Origin of the sequence: Pseudomonas sp. Q11, assembly GCF_024494355.1 — a bacterium.
GTDB classification, from domain to species: domain Bacteria; phylum Pseudomonadota; class Gammaproteobacteria; order Pseudomonadales; family Pseudomonadaceae; genus Aquipseudomonas; species Aquipseudomonas hefeiensis.
Genome location: NZ_JAKNQY010000005.1, coordinates 209,260 through 227,641, shown reverse-complemented (window position 1 = coordinate 227,641; position 18,382 = coordinate 209,260). Strand labels below are relative to the sequence as shown.

Here is an 18,382-nt window from a genome sequence, read left to right as displayed (position 1 = left end):
CCCCATGGATCTGGTACTCGACCTGCTCGCCACCGTGTCCCGCTGGAGCCGCAGCAACCTGTCGGAAATCTCCCTGGCATTGGTAGGTTGCCTGCTGGTGCTGTTTGGAGCAGACATCAAGGGTTGGGTCGAACAACGCCTTGGCAATATTGCCGGGGCTTTGCGCGTCCCGCTGATCGCCCTGCTGTGCATGATCGGCAGCGGCGCGGCCCTGATCTACGCCACGCCATGGATTGTCCGGGGGTTGAGCCAGTTCAACAACTACAGCCTGGCGCCGGTGTTGTTGGTGGTGCTGGTATTGATTGGGGTGGTGGCGGATCGTCGCTGATCCAGCACACACCACGAACAAATGTGGGAGCAAACTTTTGTGGGAGCAAAGCTTGCTCGCGATGCAGGCGACTCGGGGTTCAAGTTGATCCTGAGGCGTTGCTATCGCGGGCAAGCCTTGCTCCCACAGAAGCTCATCCCACTAAGCTTTGCTCCCACAGTTTTCCTTAAGCCACCTTCTCGAACTTCAAGTCCCAAACCCCATGCCCTAGTCGTTCACCACGGCGCTCGAACTTGGTGATCGGTCGTTCGGCCGGGCGCGGTACGCACTTGCCGTCTTCGGCCAGGTTACGGTAGCCCGGGGCAACGTTCATCACTTCCAGCATGTACTCGGCGTAAGGCTCCCAGTCGGTAGCCATATGCAACACGCCACCGACCTTCAACTTGCTGCGCACCAGTTCAGCGAACGACGCCTGGACGATACGGCGCTTGTGATGACGGCTCTTGTGCCAAGGGTCGGGGAAGAACAGCATCAGCCGGTCGAGGCTGTTGTCGGCCACGCAGCGGTTGAGCACTTCAATGGCGTCGCAGTCGTAGACCCGCAGATTGGTCAGCCCTTGGGTCAACACGCCGTTGAGCAGCGCGCCCACACCGGGACGGTGGACTTCCACACCGATGAAATCCTGCTCCGGCGCCGCGGCGGCCATTTCCAGCAGCGAGTGGCCCATGCCGAAGCCGATTTCCAGCGAGCGCGGCGCCGAGCGGCCGAACACCTGATCAAAATCCACCGGCGCATCGGCCAGGGGCAGGACGAACCGCGGCGCGCCCTGTTCCAGACCGCGTTGCTGGCCTTCGGTCATGCGCCCGGCGCGCATCACGAAACTCTTGATGCGGCGGTGTTGGCGCTCTTCGCCTTCTTCCGGGAGGACAGGCGTGTCGTTCGATTCAGTCATCAATGGCTCTTACTTGATCAGACCATCCAGCGGCGAGGAGGCGCTGGCGTAGAGTTTTTTCGGCATGCGCCCGGCGAGGTACGCCAGACGCCCGGCCACAATGGCGTGCTTCATGGCTTCGGCCATCAGGATCGGTTGCTGGGCATGGGCGATGGCCGAGTTCATCAGCACCGCCTCACACCCCAGCTCCATGGCGATAGTGGCGTCGGACGCAGTGCCGACACCGGCATCCACCAACACCGGAATCTTGGCTTCTTCCAGAATGATCTGCAGGTTGTACGGGTTGCAGATCCCCAGGCCTGTGCCGATCAAGCCAGCCAGCGGCATCACCGCGATGCAGCCGATTTCCGCCAGTTGACGGGCGATGATCGGGTCGTCGCTGGTGTACACCATCACGTCGAAGCCTTCCTTGACCAGGGTTTCGGCGGCCTTGAGGGTTTCGATCACATTGGGGAACAGGGTTTTCTGGTCAGCCAGGACCTCCAGCTTCACCAGGTTGTGGCCGTCGAGCAGTTCACGGGCCAGGCGGCAGGTGCGCACAGCCTCGATGGCGTCGAAGCAACCGGCGGTGTTGGGCAGGATGGTGTAGCGATCTGGCGGCAGGATATCCAGCAGGTTCGGTTCGCCCGGGTTCTGGCCGATGTTGGTGCGGCGCACGGCAACGGTCACGATTTCAGCGCCCGAGGCTTCGATGGCCAGGCGGGTTTCTTCCATGTCGCGGTATTTACCGGTGCCAACCAGCAAGCGCGACTGGTAGGTACGACCGGCCAGGACGAAGGGCTTGTCGCTACGAACGATGCTCATGGGAAATCCTCTGTTGGGGTGAGGTTCTTGCGAAATGCTGTGAGGCAGGCGACGTTAGCCGCCGCCGATGGCGTGTACCACTTCGACACTATCACCGTCGCTCAACGTGGTGTCGGCGTGCTGGCTGCGCGGGACGATATCCAGATTGAGCTCCACCGCGACGCGGCGTCCGGTAAGTTCCAGACGGGTCAGCAGGGCCGCAACGGTTTCACCGTCGGGCAGATCAAGGGGTTCGCCGTTCAATTGAATGCGCATGCCGGATGCCGCCATCATTTTTAGGGGCTGGCATTCTAGCCCGATCAGTCTGGGCGACCCAAGTCCCTTGGTCAGCTACAAGTGGCAAGCTTCAAGCGGCAAGTTGTAAGCGCCAGGCCGCAATGCCGAGGCAAAGCCAGCCGATCAGGAACGCCACACCACCAAACGGGGTGATGATGCCGAGCTTACCGATGCCGGTCATCGTCAGTAAATACAGGCTTCCGGAGAACAGGACGATGCCGATCACAAAGGAAATACCAGCCCAGGTGACGATACGTCCGGGGATGTGCGTGGCCAGCAGCGCGACGCCCAGCAACGCCAAGGTGTGTACCAACTGATAGGTGACGCCGGTATGAAAAATCGCCAGATAATCGGCGCTCAGGCGATTTTTCAGGCCGTGGGCGGCAAACGCTCCCAGTGCCACGCCGGTGAAGCCGAAAAAAGCAGCCAGCATCAGAAAACTACGCAGCATGAGAACTCCAGTCAGACTCGGTGGACAGGGTCTGTATAATGGCCCGCTCGACGGGTTCGGCCAAGCCATCTCTATGTTGCGTTCATTGTTTCGACGATTCGTTAAAGCCCTGCTCTGGTTCGCCGTCGGCAGCGTTGTGCTGGTGCTGCTGTTTCGCGTGGTGCCGCCACCGTTCACCGCGCTGATGATCGAGCGCAAGGTTGAATCCTGGCTCGATGGCGAGCCGATCGACCTGCAGCGTACCTGGCAACCCTGGGATCAGATTTCCGACAACCTCAAAGTTGCGGTAATTGCAGGTGAGGATCAGAAATTTCCCGAGCACTGGGGCTTCGACTTCGGTGCGATCCAGGCCGCGCTTACCCATAACGGACGCGGCGGCTCGATTCGCGGCGCCAGCACCCTCAGCCAGCAAGTGTCCAAGAACCTGTTCCTGTGGCCGGGCCGCAGCTGGCTGCGCAAGGGTCTGGAAGCCTGGTTTACCGCGCTGATCGAAATGCTCTGGCCCAAGCAGCGGATCCTTGAGGTGTACCTCAACAGCGTCGAGTGGGATGACGGTGTATTCGGCGCCGAAGCCGCGGCACGGCATCACTTTCGGGTGAGCGCCGACGCATTGTCCCGGCAACAGGCCAGCCTGCTGGCGGCGGTACTGCCCAACCCCCGAGTATGGAGCGCCGCACGCCCAAGCCCTTATGTACTGCGTCGCGCGAACTGGATTCGGCGGCAGATGAGCCAGTTGGGGGGCGACAGCTATCTGCTGGGGCTCAACGACTCGCGGCGGGGGCCTTGGACGCAATAACCAAGACACTGAACACCCCTTGTGGGAGCGAGCCTGCTCGCGATGGCAATAGATCATTCGACATCGTCATCGACTGACCCAACGCCATCGCGAGCAGGCTCGCTCCCACATTAGGCATCCGCGTCGAGTCCAATATTGAGCACACAAAAAAACGCCCCGACCATCAATGATCGGGGCGTTTTTTATGGCTGTTGCGCAGGTCAGGCAGCAATCGACGTCTTGAGCTTGTTCATCGCGCTTTTCTCAAGCTGGCGAATCCGCTCGGCCGACACGTTGTACTTCTGCGCCAGGTCGTGCAGCGTGGCTTTTTCCTCGGCCAGCCAGCGCTGGTAGAGAATGTCACGGCTGCGCTCGTCCAGCACTTCCAGGGCCTCGTGCAGGTTGGTGTTGGAGTTGTCGCTCCAGTCGGCGTCTTCCAGTTGACGCGCCGGGTCGTACCGGTGGTCTTCCAGATAGTTGGCCGGCGACTGGAAAGCGCTGTCGTCGTCCGCTTCGGCGGCCGGGTCGAAGGCCATGTCATGGCCGGTCAGACGACTTTCCATCTCGCGCACTTCCCGCGGCTCAACGCCCAGGCTTTCGGCAACGCGATGGACTTCTTCATTGTTCAGCCAGGCCAGACGCTTCTTCTGGCTGCGCAGGTTGAAGAACAGCTTGCGCTGGGCCTTGGTGGTCGCGACTTTCACAATGCGCCAGTTGCGCAGGATGAACTCGTGGATTTCCGCCTTGATCCAATGCACCGCAAATGACACCAGACGCACACCCATTTCCGGGTTGAAACGCTTGACCGCCTTCATCAGGCCGACGTTGCCTTCCTGGATCAGGTCGGCCTGGGCCAGCCCGTAGCCGGAATAGCTGCGGGCGATATGTACGACAAAACGCAGGTGGGCGAGCACCATCTGCCGAGCCGCCTCAAGATCCTGCTCATAATAGAGACTCTCGGCCAGTTCACGCTCCTGCTCAGGCGTCAGCAAAGGGATGCTGTTCACCGTGTGCACATAAGCCTCCAGGTTCGCACCTGGGACCAGAGCATAAGCAGGTTGCAAAGAAGTGGTCATACGAAAAAACCTCCGACTCACATAACTCGTGCAGTTCAGCACTGCGAAAATTGACCGGGAACCGTAGGACAAGTTCCCACAAAAACCGAAAGGTCAATACGCGCAAAAAACACTATTTTGGAGCAAGCTCACGCAAGTGGCGTGCTACCGCAATCCATGCACCGATATAACCCAACAGCACCGCGCCAAGCAAGAGCGACAGACCGTCGGCGGCTGGTACTCCGGCCAGGGAAAAATCACTGCCGTACAAACCGGCCAGCCCCACTACCGCGTCATTCAGCCAGTCCAGGCCAAACGCCAATACGCCCCAGGACAGAATCCCGGCACCGAAGCCATACAGCGCCCCCATATAAAGGAAGGGCCTGCGCACATAACTGTCCGTACCGCCGACGAGTTTAATCACTTCTATCTCGGTGCGGCGGTTTTCAATATGAAGACGAATGGTATTGCCTATCACCAAAAGTAATGCAGAAACCAGAAGCACCGTCAGACCGAAGACAAACCGGTCACCGAGCTTGAGGATCGCCGCAAGACGCTCGACCCAGACTAGATCAAGTTGCGCCTGTTGTACCTTCGGCAACTCGGAAAGTCTTTGTCTTAATGCTTCAAGGGTCGGCTTGTCGACTTCGTCCGGAGTCACCAGTACCACACCTGGCAGCGGGTTTTCCGGCAGTTCCTTGAGAGCATCGCCCAAGCCGGACTGCTGCTGGAATTCTTCCAGCGCTTGCTCGCGACCAATGTATTCGGCGTCGGCCACACCCGGCATGACCTTGATCTGCTCGCGCAACGCCTGACCTTCGCCCGGGCTCGCGTCCAGTTGCAGGTACAGGGAAATCTGCGCCGCACGCTGCCAGGAGCCGCCCAGGCGCTCCACATTACTTAGCAATAATGACAGGCCCATGGGCAAACTCAGGGCCACCGCCATCACCATGCAGGTGAAAAAACTGCCGATCGGTTGCTTGCCCAGGCGCTTCAGGCTGTCGAGCAGGCTGGCGCGATGGCTTTCGACCCAGGCGTGAAACAGTGTCGCGAAATCCGGACCGTCGTCATCGTCGCGTTTTTTCTTTGACGGCTGCGGATCGGAGGCTTTCGGGGCCACACGTTCGGCGACCTTGGGGCTACGGGTCGCACTCATACGCCAGCCTCCCCGTCACCGATCAGTCGACCGCGTTGCAAGGTGAGCATGCGATGACGCATGCGCGCGATCAGGGCCAGGTCGTGACTGGCAATCAACACGCTGGTGCCCAAGCGATTGATGTCTTCGAATACACCCATGATTTCAGCCGCCAGACGTGGGTCCAGGTTACCGGTAGGTTCGTCCGCCAGCAGCAAGGCCGGGCGATGGACGATGGCGCGGGCGATGCCCACGCGCTGTTGCTGACCGGTGGACAGGTCGCCAGGGTACAAATCGGTCTTGTCCGACAGGGCAACACGTTCCAGCGCCGAATCCACGCGCTTGTTGATCTCGGCCTTGGACAGGCCAAGGATCTGCAACGGCAACGCTACGTTGTTGAACACCGTGCGATCGAACAGCAACTGGTGGTTCTGGAACACCACGCCGATCTGCCGACGCAAGTAAGGAATCTGGGCATTGCTGATGGTGCTCAGGTCCTGGCCGGCCAACAGCAGTTTGCCGGTGGTGGGCCGCTCCATCGCCAGCAGCAGGCGCAGCAAGGTACTTTTACCGGCGCCCGAGTGGCCGGTGACAAACAGAAACTCGCCACGACGGACCCGAAAGCTCAGCTCATGCAAGCCGACGTGACCGTTCGGATAGCGTTTACCGACCTGTTCGAAACGAATCATGAATGCTCCCGCTCGGCAAACAATGCCTGGACAAAGGGCTCGGCTTCAAAGGTGCGCAGATCGTCGATGCCTTCACCCACGCCAATGTAGCGAATCGGCAGGCCAAACTGCTTGGCCAGGGCGAAAATCACCCCGCCCTTGGCAGTCCCGTCGAGCTTGGTCAGGACCAGTCCGGTCAGTTGGACGGTCTGGTTAAACTGCTTGGCCTGGTTGATGGCGTTCTGGCCGGTACCGGCGTCCAGCACCAGCAGCACCTCATGGGGCGCGTCGGCATCGAGCTTGCCGATCACCCGGCGAACCTTCTTCAGCTCTTCCATCAGGTTGTCCTTGGTGTGCAGGCGACCGGCCGTGTCGGCGATCAGCACATCGATTCCACGGGCCTTGGCGGCCTGCACGGCGTCGAAAATCACTGAAGCGGAGTCGGCGCCGGTGTGCTGGGCGATCACCGGGATCTTGTTGCGCTCGCCCCACACTTGCAGCTGTTCGACCGCGGCGGCGCGGAAGGTGTCACCGGCGGCGAGCATGACTTTCTTGCCCTCAAGCTGCAGCTTCTTCGCCAGCTTGCCGATGGTCGTGGTCTTGCCGGCGCCGTTGACGCCCACTACCAGAATTACGAACGGCTTGTTCTGCGAGGCAATCACCAGCGGCTGCTCCACCGGCTTGAGCATGTTGGTCAACTCGCCCTGCAGAGACGTGTACAAAGCGCCGGCGTCGGTGAGCTGCTTGCGCGCCACCTTTTGAGTCAGGCTCTGGATGATCACCGATGTCGCCTCGACGCCGACATCGGCGGTCAGCAAGCGGGTTTCGATGTCTTCCAGCAATTCGTCATCGATGACTTTCTTGCCCAGGAACAGGCTGGCCATGCCTTCGCCGATGCTGGCGCTGGTCTTGGACAGGCCTTGCTTGAGGCGGGCGAAGAACCCGACCTTGTTCTCTTCGGTGGCAGGCACGGGCTCTGCGAGAGCTGGCAATTCAACTGCAACGGGCTCCGGTTCAGGGGCGGCCGGGGCAGCGACGGGTGGAATGGCAGGTGCTGACATTTCGACGAGCGGCTCTACGACCGGGGGCGCGACAGCCTGCGTCAATACCGGAATCGGCGGGGCGATATGCGGCGCCTGGACGTCCTCCACCAGCCCTACCGGCTCTTCCGCCACGGGCAAGGTCAGCCAGGGGGTTTGCCCTTCGGGCGGGGTCAGCGGTTGCTCTGCCGCCGGTTCAGCGCTCAGCTCAGGCTCAGGCTCGGCCGGTTGCAATACCGGCTCGACAATCGGCAGAACAATGGGGGCAGCTTGTTCAGCCGCCGCCTCGGCGTCGGGCTCAGGCAGCGGTTGCGGCTGTTCGACGACGGTTTCCTGCGGCTTCTTGCGCAGCCACCCGAACAGGCCTTTTTTCTCGCCAGCCGCAGCTGGGGTTTTCTTGTCGTCGTTGGAACCAAACATGGAGGACGGCTATCTCACGGTAGCGACGCGCCATCAGGGCGCCTCGGTGATAAATATTCGATGCTGAACAGACTGCGTTTCACCCAGCTTGTTCACGCGCAACATTTTGTCGAGTTGTCCCCAGGACACCTCAAGGTCGATTTTTTCGAAGGACTGGCACGGCATCATCGGCGAAAACGCTGGGATCCACGAACAAACCCAGGGCTTCTTCCGGGAACCCAAACAACCCCGGGCCGAGAAAAGACCCGATAGGCGTGGCCGCCAGTAAAACGGATCAGTATCCTAGCACCCTCTCGCCCGCCGACGCTAAGACCTAGCGGGCAGCCCAACAGGTTTAAACACGAATGAATGCTCTTGCCCGCCGTGCTGCAGGCCTGCTGCTCAGCACAGTTTGTCTGCCTTTTTCAGTCTTGGCTGCCGATCCACAACCCACCCATGAATTTACCCTCGACAATGGCCTGAAGGTCGTGGTCCGTGAAGACCATCGGGCGCCGGTGGTGGTATCCCAAGTCTGGTACAAGGTTGGCTCCAGTTATGAAACCCCGGGCCAGACCGGTTTGTCCCACGCCCTGGAACACATGATGTTCAAGGGCAGCTCGAAAGTCGGCCCCGGGGAAGCCTCGCTGATCCTGCGCGACCTTGGCGCCGAGGAGAACGCCTTCACCAGCGATGACTTCACCGCGTATTACCAGGTGCTGGCCCGCGATCGCCTGGGCGTTGCCTTCGAACTGGAAGCCGATCGCATGGCCAGCCTGCGTCTGCCGCCGGAGGAGTTCAGCCGCGAGATCGAGGTGATCAAGGAAGAGCGCCGCATGCGCACCGACGACAAGCCCATGTCCAAGGCCTACGAGCGCTTCAAGGCCATGGCTTACCCGGCCAGCGGCTATCACACGCCGACCATCGGCTGGATGGCCGACCTGGAGCGGATGAAAGTCCAGGAACTGCGCCACTGGTACGAATCCTGGTACGCGCCGAATAACGCAACCTTGGTGGTGGTCGGCGACGTCACGCCCGACGAGGTCAAGACGCTGGCCCAGCGTTACTTTGGCCCGGTTGCCCGGCGCGACGTGCCACCGGCGAAAATCCCTCTGGAGCTGGCCGAGCCCGGCGAGCGGCAGATTACCCTGCATGTGCAGACCCAACTGCCAAGCCTGATGCTGGCCTTCAACGTGCCGAGTATCGCCACCACCACCGACAAACGCTCGGTCAATGCCCTGCGGCTGATCTCGGCCTTGCTGGACGGCGGCTACAGCGGGCGGATCCCGACCCAGCTGGAACGCGGCGAAGAGCTGGTGTCCGGCGGTTCGTCGAGCTACGACGCCTTTACCCGTGGCGACACGCTGTTCACCTTGTCGGCCACGCCCAACACCCAGAAAAACAAGACCATGGCCCAGGCCGAGGCCGGTCTGTGGCGCCTGCTTGAGCAGTTGAAAACCACTGCCCCGACCGCCGAGGAACTGGAGCGCGTCCGCGCCCAGGTCATCGCCGGCCTGGTGTACGAACGCGACTCGATCACCAGCCAGGCCACCGCCATCGGCCAACTGGAAACGGTCGGTTTGTCCTGGAAACTGATGGACACCGAACTCGCCGAACTGCAAAGCGTGACCCCGCAAGATATCCAGAAGGCAGCCCAGCTGTATTTCACCCGCTCGCGCCTGAGCGTCGCGCACGTCCTGCCCGAGGAGAAAGCTCATGAGTGAGCGCAAATCACCGCGCCTGGTGCTGATCGCTGTGGTGTTGGTCGCCCTGATCGGCGCCCTGGCCTTTTACCTGTCGCCATCCAATGACACCAACGCCAGCCAGGCACTGGACAAAGCCAAGGCCAGCAACAAGCTGCAATCTTTGGCCGAACTGGACGGCAAGGCCCCCAGCCGTCGCCAGCTCGACGTACAAACCTGGACAACCGCCGACGGCGCCAAGGTGTTGTTCGTCGAAGCCCGGGAATTGCCAATGTTCGACCTGCGCCTGACATTTGCCGCCGGCAGCAGTCAGGACGGCGATACACCCGGGTTGGCGCTGTTGACCAACGCCATGCTCAATGAGGGCGTAGCGGGCAAGGACGTCAGCGCCATTGCCCAAGGGTTCGAAAGCCTCGGTGCCGACTTCGGCAACGGTGCCTTGCGGGACATGGCCCTGGCGTCACTGCGCAGTCTCAGCGCGGTGGACAAGCGTGAGCCGGCGCTGAAGCTGTTCGCCGACGTCGTCGGTAAACCGACCTTCCCCGCCGACTCCTTTGCGCGCATCAAGAATCAGTTGCTGGCCGGTTTCGAGTACCAGAAGCAGAACCCCGGCAAACTGGCGGGGCTGGAGTTGATGAAGCGCCTGTACGGTGACCATCCGTATGCTCATTCCAGTGACGGCACCGCCCAAAGCATTCCTCCGATCACACTGGCCCAGGTCCAGGCTTTCCACGCCAGGGCCTATGCCGCCGGCAACGCGGTGATTGCGCTGGTGGGAGACCTGTCCCGCGCCGAAGCCGAAACGATTGCCAACCAGGTATCCGCCGCGCTGCCCAAAGGCCCGGCGCTGGCGAAGACCGTGCAAGCGGTTGAACCGAAGGCGAGCATTGGTCATATCGAATTCCCGTCCAAGCAGACCAACCTGATGCTCGCGCAACTGGGCATCGATCGGGACGACCCGGACTATGCGGCCGTATCCCTGGGCAACCAGATCCTCGGCGGTGGTGGTTTCGGCACGCGACTGATGACCGAAGTCCGGGAAAAACGTGGCCTGACCTACGGTGTGTATTCCGGCTTCTCGCCGATGCAGGCCCGTGGCCCGTTCATGATCAACCTGCAGACACGCGCCGAAATGAGCGAAGGCACGCTGAAACTGGTGCAGGATGTGTTCGCCGACTACCTGAAAAACGGCCCGACCCAAAAAGAACTCGATGATGCCAAGCGCGAGCTGGCCGGCAGTTTCCCGCTGTCCACCGCCAGCAACGAAGACATCGTCGGCCAGCTCGGAGCCATGGGCTTCTATAACCTGCCGCTCAGCTACCTGGAGGACTTCATGCGTCAGTCCCAGGAGCTGACCGTCGAACAGGTCAAGGCCGCGCTGAACAAACACCTGAGCACGGATAAAATGGTCATCGTCACCGCCGGCCCGACCGTGCCGCAAAAGCCGCTGCCGGCCCCCACTGAAAAACCTGCCGAGCAACCGCTCGGGGTTCCGGAGCACTAATGGCCCGCCCATCCAATTCCAGCAAGAAACCCGTGCACAACGGTGTGAACCAGTTGCGCATTATCGGCGGCCAATGGCGCAGCCGGCGCTTGAGCTTCCCCGACGCGCCGGGCCTGCGCCCAACCCCGGACCGGGTACGCGAAACCTTGTTCAATTGGCTCGCGCCCTACGTGGCTGGCGCTCGGGTACTCGATCCGTTTGCCGGCAGCGGCGCATTGTTTCTTGAGGCGCTGTCTCGTGGCGCCGTCATGGGCCAGGCGTTGGACGCCAGCAGCCTGGCGGTCTCCAGCCTGAAGGAACACCTGGGAACACTGCGCTGCACCGTCGGCCAGGCGCAGACCGCCGACGCGCTGCGCTATCTGGACAGCCAACCGGCGACCCCCTTCGACCTGGTGTTCCTCGACCCGCCTTTCAATCAGAACCTGCTGCCAGCCGTTTGCACCTTGCTCGAAGAACGTCATTGGCTGGCCGACGATGCCTGGGTCTACACTGAAAGCGAAGCCGCCCCGTCCACCCTGGGGTTGCCGGGCAACTGGCGCCTGCATCGTGAACAGAAATCCGGACGGGTGTATTACGCGTTGTGGCAACGTGGGGCAGAGGCCGTTGGCTGAGCGGCTGGCCAGTGCATCGAGAAATGATCGTGTCTGCTGCATCTGAACGTTTCGTCCCGGCCCTGGGCCTTGGCAACCCGCACTTGCAAACCTTGTGGGGACCGCTATGGCGCAAGACCACCCACATCGCTCGGGAACGTGAGCGCCTGTGGCTGGAAGACGGCGACTTTCTCGATCTCGACTGGCATGGCCCCCACCAAGTCGATGCACCACTGGTGCTGGTGCTTCACGGGCTCACCGGTTCTTCCAACTCGCCTTACGTAGCCGGTCTGCAACAGGCTCTTGGCAGTCAGGGCTGGGCCAGTGTTGCATTGAACTGGCGCGGTTGCTCGGGGGAACCGAACCTGTTGCCCCGCAGCTATCACTCGGGGGCCAGCGAAGACCTGGCCGCCGCCATTACCCATGTGCGGGCCCGCCGTCCCTTGGCACCGCTGTTTGCGGTGGGTTATTCACTGGGGGGCAACGTGCTGCTCAAGCACCTGGGGGAAACGGGTGGCGACAGCCAGTTGCAAGGAGCGGTCGCGGTGTCGGTACCGTTTCGCCTCGACCAATGTGCCGATCGCATCGGGCAGGGGTTTTCCAGGTTTTATCAGGCCCATTTCATGCGTGAGATGGTGGCCTACGTGCGCAACAAGCAGCGCCAGTTCCAGCACGACGGACGCCACGAAGGGCTGGCGACCCTCGCGGCGCTGGGCCCGCTGGAAAACATGCGCACTTTCTGGGACTTCGATGGGCGGGTGACGGCCCCGTTGCACGGTTTCTCTGACGCGGCGGACTATTATCGCCGCGCCTCCAGTCGCTACTTTCTTGGCAAGATCAGCACACCGACCCTGGTCATCCAGGCCTGTGACGATCCTTTCGTGTTCCCCCACAGCTTGCCCGAACCTGGCGAGTTGTCAGCCTCTACCCAGCTTGAACTGCATGCACAAGGCGGGCATGTGGGCTTTGTCGACGGGAGCTTGCGGCACCCGGGGTATTATCTGGAGCGGCGAATCCCCAACTGGCTGGCGGGCCTGTAACGGGCCTGTAGGAGCTGACGAGTGCAACGAGGCTGCGATCTTTCCACGACCACTTGAGTCCTAGAGCGAAAGATCAAGATCAAAAGATCGTCCGAACGCGGCCCGAACCTTCGCCAGCTCCTACAAGGACCGCGTTCAGTCACCGACGGCCACTTGCCTTTTGGGATCTGTGATCCACTCGCTCCACGAGCCGGCGTACAACCTCCCCAGCGGATACCCTGCCAGACACAAGGCAAACAGGTTATGGCATGCCGTCACGCCGGAGCCGCAATAGGCCACCAGCTCAGTCGGTGAGCGCCCTGCGAGTGCTTCAGCGAAGCGCTTCTTGAGCTGGTCGACTGGCAGGAATCGACCATTAGCATCCAGGTTCTGCGTGAACGCCGCGCACTGCGCGCCCGGGATATGCCCGGCTACCGGATCGATCGGCTCGACTTCGCCCTTGAAGCGCGGTAACGCCCGAGCATCGAGCAGAGTCATGGCCGGCTGACCGATGCGCTGCTCAAGCGCCTCGGCACTGAGCAGCAGGGTCGCGTCCGGCGAACCACTGAAGGTGCCGGGACCGTTCACCGGTGGATCGAGGCTCAAGGGCAAACCGGCGGCATGCCAAGCCTTGAGCCCGCCGTCGAGGATGTATACGCCATCGCGTTTACCCAGCCAGGCCAGCAACCACCAGGCCCGAGCGGCATAGGCACCGGGGCCGTCGTCATACAAAACGATGTCGCTGTCGTTGCCGATCCCCCAGGCCCGCAAACACTTCATCAGGGCTTCAGGCTCCGGCAACGGATGGCGGCCGGTCACGCCTTTGGTCACCGGTCCACTCAGGTCCCGCTCAAGGTCGGCGAAGGATGCCCCGGCAATATGGCCCTCGGCGTAACTGCGCTGGCCATAGTCCGAATCCTCCAGGGCAAAACGACAATCGAGGATCACCAGCCCGGGCTGCGACCTCCTGTGTTCCAGAGCTTGGGGACTGATGAGTTGCGCAATGGGCATAACGGGCTCCTGTGGCTCGATCGAATTTGAATCCTATGGCCCTTCTTCCAGGGTCTGGGCCAGGGGAACATAGAACTCTTTGAACAATGCCTCCACTGATTCACGGGCCTGATCCGTTACGAAACCGGCCTCCAGCACCAGTACTTGATAGACACCGCGCTTGATGGCTTGCTCGCTCAAGTGGTTGGAATTTTCCCGTGTGGTGCATAGGAAGCGCACCCAGGACGTGAGAATGATCCAGGCATTGAGGGTCAGGGACTCGATCTGCACGCGGTCCATTTTCAGGATACCGGCAGCGACGAAGCCTTCGTAGATAGCGGTGCCGTGAATCAGGCTACGCTGGGAAAACCGACGATAACGCGCCGCAAGGTCGGGGTCGCTGTCAAGCAGATGCTCCAGGTCTCGGTGCAGGAAGCGGTAGCGCCACATCGCCGAGATCAGTTCCTGCAGATAGAAACGCTTGTCCTCGACGGTGGCCGCCCGGCCTTGGGGCGGGCGCAGGAAACTGTCCACCAGGTTTTCGTATTCACTGAACAATACGGCGATGATCGCCTGCTTGTTGGGGAAGTGGTAATAAAGATTGCCCGGGGACATATCCATATGGGCGGCGATATGGTTGGTGCTGACGCTGCGCTCGCCCTGCTGATTGAACAGCTCCAGGCTGTTCTGCACGATGCGCTCGCTGGTTTTCATTCGTATGGCCATGGTTTGGGCTTTAATTCGACGAAAGCATTGACCGGCATCTTACGACCTATCGGTCACGGGACAAACCCAAAGGCGCCGCGGATGCCAGTTGACTTTTTAGAGCACAAGCTCTAAAAAACACTCATTCTAATAATATCGGTGCACGCCCATGCCTGCCGACGTCGCTTACCTGCACGAATCTCAACAGCACGTGGGCGAACTGAAAACGCTCTTCGACGCCCAGCGCCAGGCCTATGCCGCCCATCCGATACCGCCCGCCGAACAGCGGCTGCAATGGCTCAAGGCGTTGCGAGACTTGTTGAGCAATGAACGACAGGCACTGATCGACGCTATCAGTCAGGACTTCAGCCATCGCAGCGCGGACGAAACGTTACTGGCCGAGCTCATGCCGAGCCTGCACGGCATCCACCACGCCAGCCGACACCTCAAGGGTTGGATGAAACCTTCCCGGCGCAAGGTGGGCGTGGCCTTCCAGCCGGCGTCAGCCAAAGTGGTGTACCAACCGCTGGGCGTGGTCGGGGTCATCGTGCCCTGGAACTACCCGCTGTTCCTGGCCATCGGGCCGCTGGTGGGGGCGTTGTCGGCGGGTAACCGGGTGATGCTCAAGCTGAGCGAATCGACCCCCGCCACCGGATCGCTGCTCAAACAATTGCTGGCGCGAATTTTCCCTCAGGACCTGGTATGCGTGGTGCTCGGCGAAGCCGAGGTTGGCATGGCGTTTTCCAGGTTGCCCTTCGATCACTTGCTGTTCACCGGCGCCACCAGCATTGGCAAACACGTGATGCGCGCCGCCGCCGAGAACCTGACGCCGGTCACGCTCGAACTGGGAGGCAAATCGCCCGCCATCGTATCCGCGGACGTGCCCCTCAAGGACGCCGCCGAGCGCATCGCATTCGGCAAAACCCTGAATGCCGGGCAAACCTGTGTCGCACCGGACTACGTGCTGGTACCGCAGAACCGTGTAGGTGAATTTGTTGAAGCGTATCGCGAAGCGGTTCGCGGGTTTTATCCGACCCTGACTGACAATCCGGACTACACCGCGATCATCAACGAACGACAATTGGCGCGGCTCAACGGCTACATCAGCGATGCCACCAGCAAGGGTGCGTTGCTGATTGAGTTGTTCGACCAGGGACAGGGCCGGCGCATGGCCCACAGCCTGTTGCTCAACGTCAGCGATGACATGACCGTCATGCAGGACGAAATCTTCGGTCCGCTGCTGCCCATCGTGCCCTATGAGAGCCTGGACCAGGCATTTGCCTACATCAATCAGCGGCCTCGCCCGCTGGCGCTCTACTATTTTGGCTACAACAAGGCCGAACACAATCGCGTACTCAACGAGACCCATTCCGGCGGCGTGTGCTTGAACGACACGCTGCTGCACGTCGCCCAGGACGACCTGCCCTTCGGCGGCATTGGCGCCTCGGGAATGGGGCACTACCACGGGCACGAAGGCTTCCTGACGTTCAGCAAGGCCAAGGGCGTACTGACCAAACAGCGGTTCAACGCCGCAAAACTGATTTACCCGCCTTACGGCAAGCCATTTCAGAAATTGATCCAGAAGTTGTTTATCCGCTAGCAGCAGTCTTTTTGGGTAATAACAATAATGAACCCAAGCCTGATCGATACACCCGCCCTGTCACGGCGCGGCCTGCTGCAGTTCAGCGTCGGGGCCAGCGTTTTTCTGGTCACCGTCGGGCTGGGTGCCAGCCTGAGCGGTTGCCGGCCCAGCCATTCGGCCAGTGGTCTTGTAGCCCTGCGTGACGATGACCTGGCGTTTTTGCGAGCCGTCATTCCCGTGATGCTGGACGGCTCCGTGGTCGCTGAGAAGCGCCCTGGCGCCGCTGAAGCGACCTTGCAAAGCCTGGACACCACCCTGGCTCATCTGTCCCCGTCGATGCTCAAACTCACGCACCAGCTATTCGACGTGCTCACGCTGAGCATCACCCGTGGACCACTGACCGGGATCTGGAGCTCGTGGGAAAACGCCAGCGCCCATGACATCCGAAAATTTCTCGTTCGGTGGGAAAACAGCTCGCTGGACCTGCTTCGTCAAGGGCACAGCTCGTTGCTGCAAATGGTCATGATGGCTTGGTACAGCCGGGCCGAGGCCTGGACGCATTGCGGATACCCTGGACCGCCGGCGGTTTGAAACCGAGCTGGCTCTATCGCGGGCAAGCCTTGCTCCCACAGTGGATCGTCGGGCACGCGGGGGAGCAAAGCTTGCTCCCCAGTGGATCGCCGGGCACCTGTGGGAGCAAAGCTTGCTCGCGATGGCTGACTCAAGCGCGCCGCCCCCACTCAGACACAACAAGAGACCCCAAACATGCCCGTACCCGACCCTTTCCGCGAAGGCCTGGCCCGTGGCTGGACTACCTACAACGGTGCGCAGTTGGCCCAGGACCTGACCCTGGAAGCGGACGTGGCGATCATCGGCAGCGGCGCCGGCGGGGGCACCACGGCCGAAATCCTCAGCGCCGCCGGCTACAACGTCTTGTTGATCGAGGAGGGTCCCCTCAAGACCAGTCATGACTTCAAGCTGCTCGAGGACCTGGCCTACACCAGCCTTTACCAGGAAGGCCTCGGACGCATGAGCAAGGACGGCGCAATCACCATTCTCCAGGGTCGCGCGGTGGGTGGCACGACACTGATAAACTGGACCTCCTGTTTCCGCACGCCCGATCAGACCCTGGATCACTGGGCGACCGAGCACAACGTCAAGGGCCACAGCCCTGAGGAAATGGCGCCCTGGTTCGAAAAAATGGAACAGCGCCTTGGGGTGGCGCCCTGGCAGGTTCCGCCCAATGCCAACAACGACGTGATCCGCAAAGGCTGTGAACAACTGGGCTATAGCTGGCACGTCATCCCGCGCAATGTGCGCGGTTGCTGGAACCTGGGCTATTGCGGCATGGGCTGCCCGACCAACGCCAAGCAATCGATGCTGGTCACCACCATCCCGGCCACGCTGGACAAGGGCGGCGCGCTGCTTTACCTGGCGCGGGCCGAACGGTTGACGATCAAAAACGATACGGTTGTCGGCCTGCAATGCCTGGCCATGGACGAGCGCTGCGTGGCGCCGACAGGGCGGCGCGTCACGGTCAGGGCGCGGCACTACGTGCTGGCCGGCGGCGCTATCAACAGCCCGGCCTTGCTGCTGCGCTCCGACGCGCCGGACCCACACGAGTGCCTGGGTAAACGCACCTTTCTGCACCTGGTGAACATGTCGGCTGGACAATTCGACGAGGTGATCAACCCGTTCTACGGTGCGCCACAATCGATTTATTCAGATCATTTCCAGTGGCAGGACGGCACCACCGGCAAGATGTCCTACAAACTGGAAGTCCCGCCCCTGCACCCGGCCCTCGCCGCGGCGCTGCTGGGCGGGTTTGGCAGCGAGAATGCCGAGCACATGGCGCAACTGCCCCACACCCACGCCATGCTGGCGCTGCTACGCGATGGTTTTCACCCGCAGAGCACCGGCGGCAATGTCCAATTGCGCAGCGACGGCACACCTGTGCTCGACTATGTAGTGTCGCCCTACGCCTGGGACGGTTTGCGCCGGGCGTTTCACAGCATGGCCGAGATTCAGTTTGCCGGCGGCGCCAGGGCAGTCATGCCGATGCACAGCGACGCGCGCTACGTGAACACCCTGGCCCAGGCCCGTACGCTGATCGACGGCCTGGACCTTGCCCTGTACCGCACGCGCCTGGGCAGCGCCCATGTCATGGGTGGTTGCGCCATGGGCGAAGAGGCGAAAAGCGCCGTCACCGACAGCCTTGGGCGCCATCATCAATTGAGTAATCTTTCCATCCATGATGGCTCGCTGTTCCCCACCAGCATTGGCGCCAATCCGCAGTTATCGGTATACGGGCTGACGGCACAATTGGCGACGTCCCTGGCCGTTCGCTTGAAACACCCATGAGTTTGCGGATGATTCGCACCGTCTATAGTGCTTACTTATCCCAAAGCCGACTTGGCCGACCGAGTAGGCTGCGATACCATCCGACTCCCCAACGGACACCCGCCAGGA

The 18,382-nt window shown here is 61.4% G+C and carries 19 protein-coding genes; 9 read left to right on the top strand and 10 right to left on the bottom strand.

The genetic code is table 11. The annotated features are described in order from the left end of the window. The first annotated feature begins 4 nt into the window (after positions 1 to 4). Positions 5 to 328, top strand: coding sequence for a DUF3392 domain-containing protein (locus MA884_RS08260; RefSeq protein WP_092395450.1), 324 nt, complete (start codon positions 5 to 7; stop codon positions 326 to 328). A gap of 166 nt (positions 329 to 494) precedes the next feature. Here the strand turns inward: MA884_RS08260 and trmB are convergent, their stop codons facing one another. The 4 genes from trmB to MA884_RS08240 all read right to left on the bottom strand — a co-directional run bounded on the left by trmB (position 495) and on the right by MA884_RS08240 (position 2,751). After that, positions 495 to 1,220, bottom strand: coding sequence for a tRNA (guanosine(46)-N7)-methyltransferase TrmB (gene trmB, locus MA884_RS08255; protein WP_092452664.1), 726 nt, complete (start codon positions 1,218 to 1,220; stop codon positions 495 to 497). A 9-nt stretch (positions 1,221 to 1,229) separates the two neighbouring features. Further along, the gene (locus MA884_RS08250) at positions 1,230 to 2,024 is read right to left on the bottom strand and encodes a thiazole synthase (protein ID WP_003177480.1); all 795 of its coding nucleotides are present in this window, start codon (positions 2,022 to 2,024) and stop codon (positions 1,230 to 1,232) included. Between the two features lie 54 nt (positions 2,025 to 2,078). After that, positions 2,079 to 2,279 (bottom strand): sulfur carrier protein ThiS, encoded by a 201-nt coding sequence (gene thiS / locus MA884_RS08245; RefSeq protein ID WP_256229976.1) that lies wholly within the window; start codon positions 2,277 to 2,279, stop codon positions 2,079 to 2,081. 91 nt (positions 2,280 to 2,370) lie between these two features. Next, a complete protein-coding gene (locus MA884_RS08240) occupies positions 2,371 to 2,751 on the bottom strand; it encodes a DUF423 domain-containing protein (protein ID WP_256229975.1) in 381 nt (126 codons plus the stop codon). Positions 2,752 to 2,824: 73 nt separating this feature from the next. Between MA884_RS08240 and mtgA the strand changes: the two genes are divergently transcribed. After that, positions 2,825 to 3,547: a monofunctional biosynthetic peptidoglycan transglycosylase gene (gene mtgA, locus MA884_RS08235; RefSeq protein WP_256229973.1), complete on the top strand. Its 723-nt coding sequence runs from the start codon at positions 2,825 to 2,827 to the stop codon at positions 3,545 to 3,547. Positions 3,548 to 3,747: 200 nt separating this feature from the next. Here the strand turns inward: mtgA and rpoH are convergent, their stop codons facing one another. The 4 genes from rpoH to ftsY all read right to left on the bottom strand — a co-directional run bounded on the left by rpoH (position 3,748) and on the right by ftsY (position 7,844). Continuing rightward, on the bottom strand, positions 3,748 to 4,602 hold the full coding sequence (gene rpoH, locus MA884_RS08230; RefSeq protein WP_092395442.1) for an RNA polymerase sigma factor RpoH: 855 nt from the start codon (positions 4,600 to 4,602) through the stop codon (positions 3,748 to 3,750). Positions 4,603 to 4,714: 112 nt separating this feature from the next. Continuing rightward, positions 4,715 to 5,737: a permease-like cell division protein FtsX gene (ftsX, locus tag MA884_RS08225; RefSeq protein WP_256229971.1), complete on the bottom strand. Its 1,023-nt coding sequence runs from the start codon at positions 5,735 to 5,737 to the stop codon at positions 4,715 to 4,717. Further along, positions 5,734 to 6,405: a cell division ATP-binding protein FtsE gene (ftsE, locus tag MA884_RS08220; RefSeq protein ID WP_024778908.1), complete on the bottom strand. Its 672-nt coding sequence runs from the start codon at positions 6,403 to 6,405 to the stop codon at positions 5,734 to 5,736. Before ftsE ends, ftsX begins: the two co-directional genes overlap by 4 nt. After that, entirely contained in the window at positions 6,402 to 7,844 is a 1,443-nt protein-coding gene (gene ftsY, locus MA884_RS08215) for a signal recognition particle-docking protein FtsY (RefSeq protein ID WP_256229970.1), read from the bottom strand. Before ftsY ends, ftsE begins: the two co-directional genes overlap by 4 nt. A gap of 344 nt (positions 7,845 to 8,188) precedes the next feature. On the opposite strand from ftsY, the gene MA884_RS08210 reads away from it, so the two are divergent. The 4 genes from MA884_RS08210 to MA884_RS08195 are packed head-to-tail and all read left to right on the top strand — an operon-like array spanning position 8,189 to position 12,657. Then, positions 8,189 to 9,544: a pitrilysin family protein gene (locus tag MA884_RS08210; protein WP_256229969.1), complete on the top strand. Its 1,356-nt coding sequence runs from the start codon at positions 8,189 to 8,191 to the stop codon at positions 9,542 to 9,544. After that, a complete protein-coding gene (locus tag MA884_RS08205; RefSeq protein WP_256229968.1) occupies positions 9,537 to 11,027 on the top strand; it encodes a pitrilysin family protein in 1,491 nt (496 codons plus the stop codon). The genes MA884_RS08210 and MA884_RS08205 overlap by 8 nt, the downstream gene beginning before the upstream one ends. After that, positions 11,027 to 11,638, top strand: a complete 612-nt coding sequence (gene rsmD, locus MA884_RS08200; protein WP_256229967.1) for a 16S rRNA (guanine(966)-N(2))-methyltransferase RsmD — start codon at positions 11,027 to 11,029, stop codon at positions 11,636 to 11,638. The genes MA884_RS08205 and rsmD overlap by 1 nt, the downstream gene beginning before the upstream one ends. A gap of 23 nt (positions 11,639 to 11,661) precedes the next feature. After that, complete coding sequence (locus MA884_RS08195; RefSeq protein WP_305518611.1) at positions 11,662 to 12,657, top strand: hydrolase; 996 nt, start codon at positions 11,662 to 11,664, stop codon at positions 12,655 to 12,657. Positions 12,658 to 12,792: 135 nt separating this feature from the next. Here MA884_RS08195 and MA884_RS08190 read toward each other — a convergent pair whose 3' ends face one another. Beyond that, positions 12,793 to 13,647, bottom strand: a complete 855-nt coding sequence (locus MA884_RS08190) for a sulfurtransferase (RefSeq protein ID WP_256229965.1) — start codon at positions 13,645 to 13,647, stop codon at positions 12,793 to 12,795. Positions 13,648 to 13,680: 33 nt separating this feature from the next. Further along, positions 13,681 to 14,352, bottom strand: a complete 672-nt coding sequence (locus MA884_RS08185; RefSeq protein WP_256229964.1) for a TetR/AcrR family transcriptional regulator — start codon at positions 14,350 to 14,352, stop codon at positions 13,681 to 13,683. A 148-nt stretch (positions 14,353 to 14,500) separates the two neighbouring features. On the opposite strand from MA884_RS08185, the gene MA884_RS08180 reads away from it, so the two are divergent. From MA884_RS08180 to MA884_RS08170, 3 genes are all read left to right on the top strand, one after another. After that, entirely contained in the window at positions 14,501 to 15,931 is a 1,431-nt protein-coding gene (locus MA884_RS08180) for a coniferyl aldehyde dehydrogenase (RefSeq protein WP_256229963.1), read from the top strand. Between the two features lie 27 nt (positions 15,932 to 15,958). Then, the gene (locus tag MA884_RS08175) at positions 15,959 to 16,504 is read left to right on the top strand and encodes a twin-arginine translocation pathway signal protein (RefSeq protein WP_256229962.1); all 546 of its coding nucleotides are present in this window, start codon (positions 15,959 to 15,961) and stop codon (positions 16,502 to 16,504) included. 174 nt (positions 16,505 to 16,678) lie between these two features. Beyond that, positions 16,679 to 18,274 (top strand): GMC family oxidoreductase, encoded by a 1,596-nt coding sequence (locus MA884_RS08170; protein ID WP_256229961.1) that lies wholly within the window; start codon positions 16,679 to 16,681, stop codon positions 18,272 to 18,274. Positions 18,275 to 18,382: the final 108 nt, after the last annotated feature.

Excerpts from the sequence above, each read along its gene's own strand:
- ftsY (WP_256229970.1), bottom strand. The coding sequence starts at position 7,844 with ATGTTTGGTTCCAACGACGACAAGAAAACCCCAGCTGCGGCTGGCGAG.
- MA884_RS08210 (WP_256229969.1), top strand. The coding sequence starts at position 8,189 with ATGAATGCTCTTGCCCGCCGTGCTGCAGGCCTGCTGCTCAGCACAGTT.
- MA884_RS08190 (WP_256229965.1), bottom strand. The coding sequence starts at position 13,647 with ATGCCCATTGCGCAACTCATCAGTCCCCAAGCTCTGGAACACAGGAGG.
- ftsX (WP_256229971.1), bottom strand. The coding sequence starts at position 5,737 with ATGAGTGCGACCCGTAGCCCCAAGGTCGCCGAACGTGTGGCCCCGAAA.
- MA884_RS08250 (WP_003177480.1), bottom strand. The coding sequence starts at position 2,024 with ATGAGCATCGTTCGTAGCGACAAGCCCTTCGTCCTGGCCGGTCGTACC.
- MA884_RS08180 (WP_256229963.1), top strand. The coding sequence starts at position 14,501 with ATGCCTGCCGACGTCGCTTACCTGCACGAATCTCAACAGCACGTGGGC.
- MA884_RS08195 (WP_305518611.1), top strand. The coding sequence starts at position 11,662 with ATGATCGTGTCTGCTGCATCTGAACGTTTCGTCCCGGCCCTGGGCCTT.
- mtgA (WP_256229973.1), top strand. The coding sequence starts at position 2,825 with ATGTTGCGTTCATTGTTTCGACGATTCGTTAAAGCCCTGCTCTGGTTC.
- MA884_RS08205 (WP_256229968.1), top strand. The coding sequence starts at position 9,537 with ATGAGTGAGCGCAAATCACCGCGCCTGGTGCTGATCGCTGTGGTGTTG.
- trmB (WP_092452664.1), bottom strand. The coding sequence starts at position 1,220 with ATGACTGAATCGAACGACACGCCTGTCCTCCCGGAAGAAGGCGAAGAG.
- ftsE (WP_024778908.1), bottom strand. The coding sequence starts at position 6,405 with ATGATTCGTTTCGAACAGGTCGGTAAACGCTATCCGAACGGTCACGTC.
- MA884_RS08260 (WP_092395450.1), top strand. The coding sequence starts at position 5 with ATGGATCTGGTACTCGACCTGCTCGCCACCGTGTCCCGCTGGAGCCGC.
- rpoH (WP_092395442.1), bottom strand. The coding sequence starts at position 4,602 with ATGACCACTTCTTTGCAACCTGCTTATGCTCTGGTCCCAGGTGCGAAC.
- thiS (WP_256229976.1), bottom strand. The coding sequence starts at position 2,279 with ATGCGCATTCAATTGAACGGCGAACCCCTTGATCTGCCCGACGGTGAA.
- MA884_RS08175 (WP_256229962.1), top strand. The coding sequence starts at position 15,959 with ATGAACCCAAGCCTGATCGATACACCCGCCCTGTCACGGCGCGGCCTG.
- rsmD (WP_256229967.1), top strand. The coding sequence starts at position 11,027 with ATGGCCCGCCCATCCAATTCCAGCAAGAAACCCGTGCACAACGGTGTG.
- MA884_RS08185 (WP_256229964.1), bottom strand. The coding sequence starts at position 14,352 with ATGGCCATACGAATGAAAACCAGCGAGCGCATCGTGCAGAACAGCCTG.
- MA884_RS08240 (WP_256229975.1), bottom strand. The coding sequence starts at position 2,751 with ATGCTGCGTAGTTTTCTGATGCTGGCTGCTTTTTTCGGCTTCACCGGC.
- MA884_RS08170 (WP_256229961.1), top strand. The coding sequence starts at position 16,679 with ATGCCCGTACCCGACCCTTTCCGCGAAGGCCTGGCCCGTGGCTGGACT.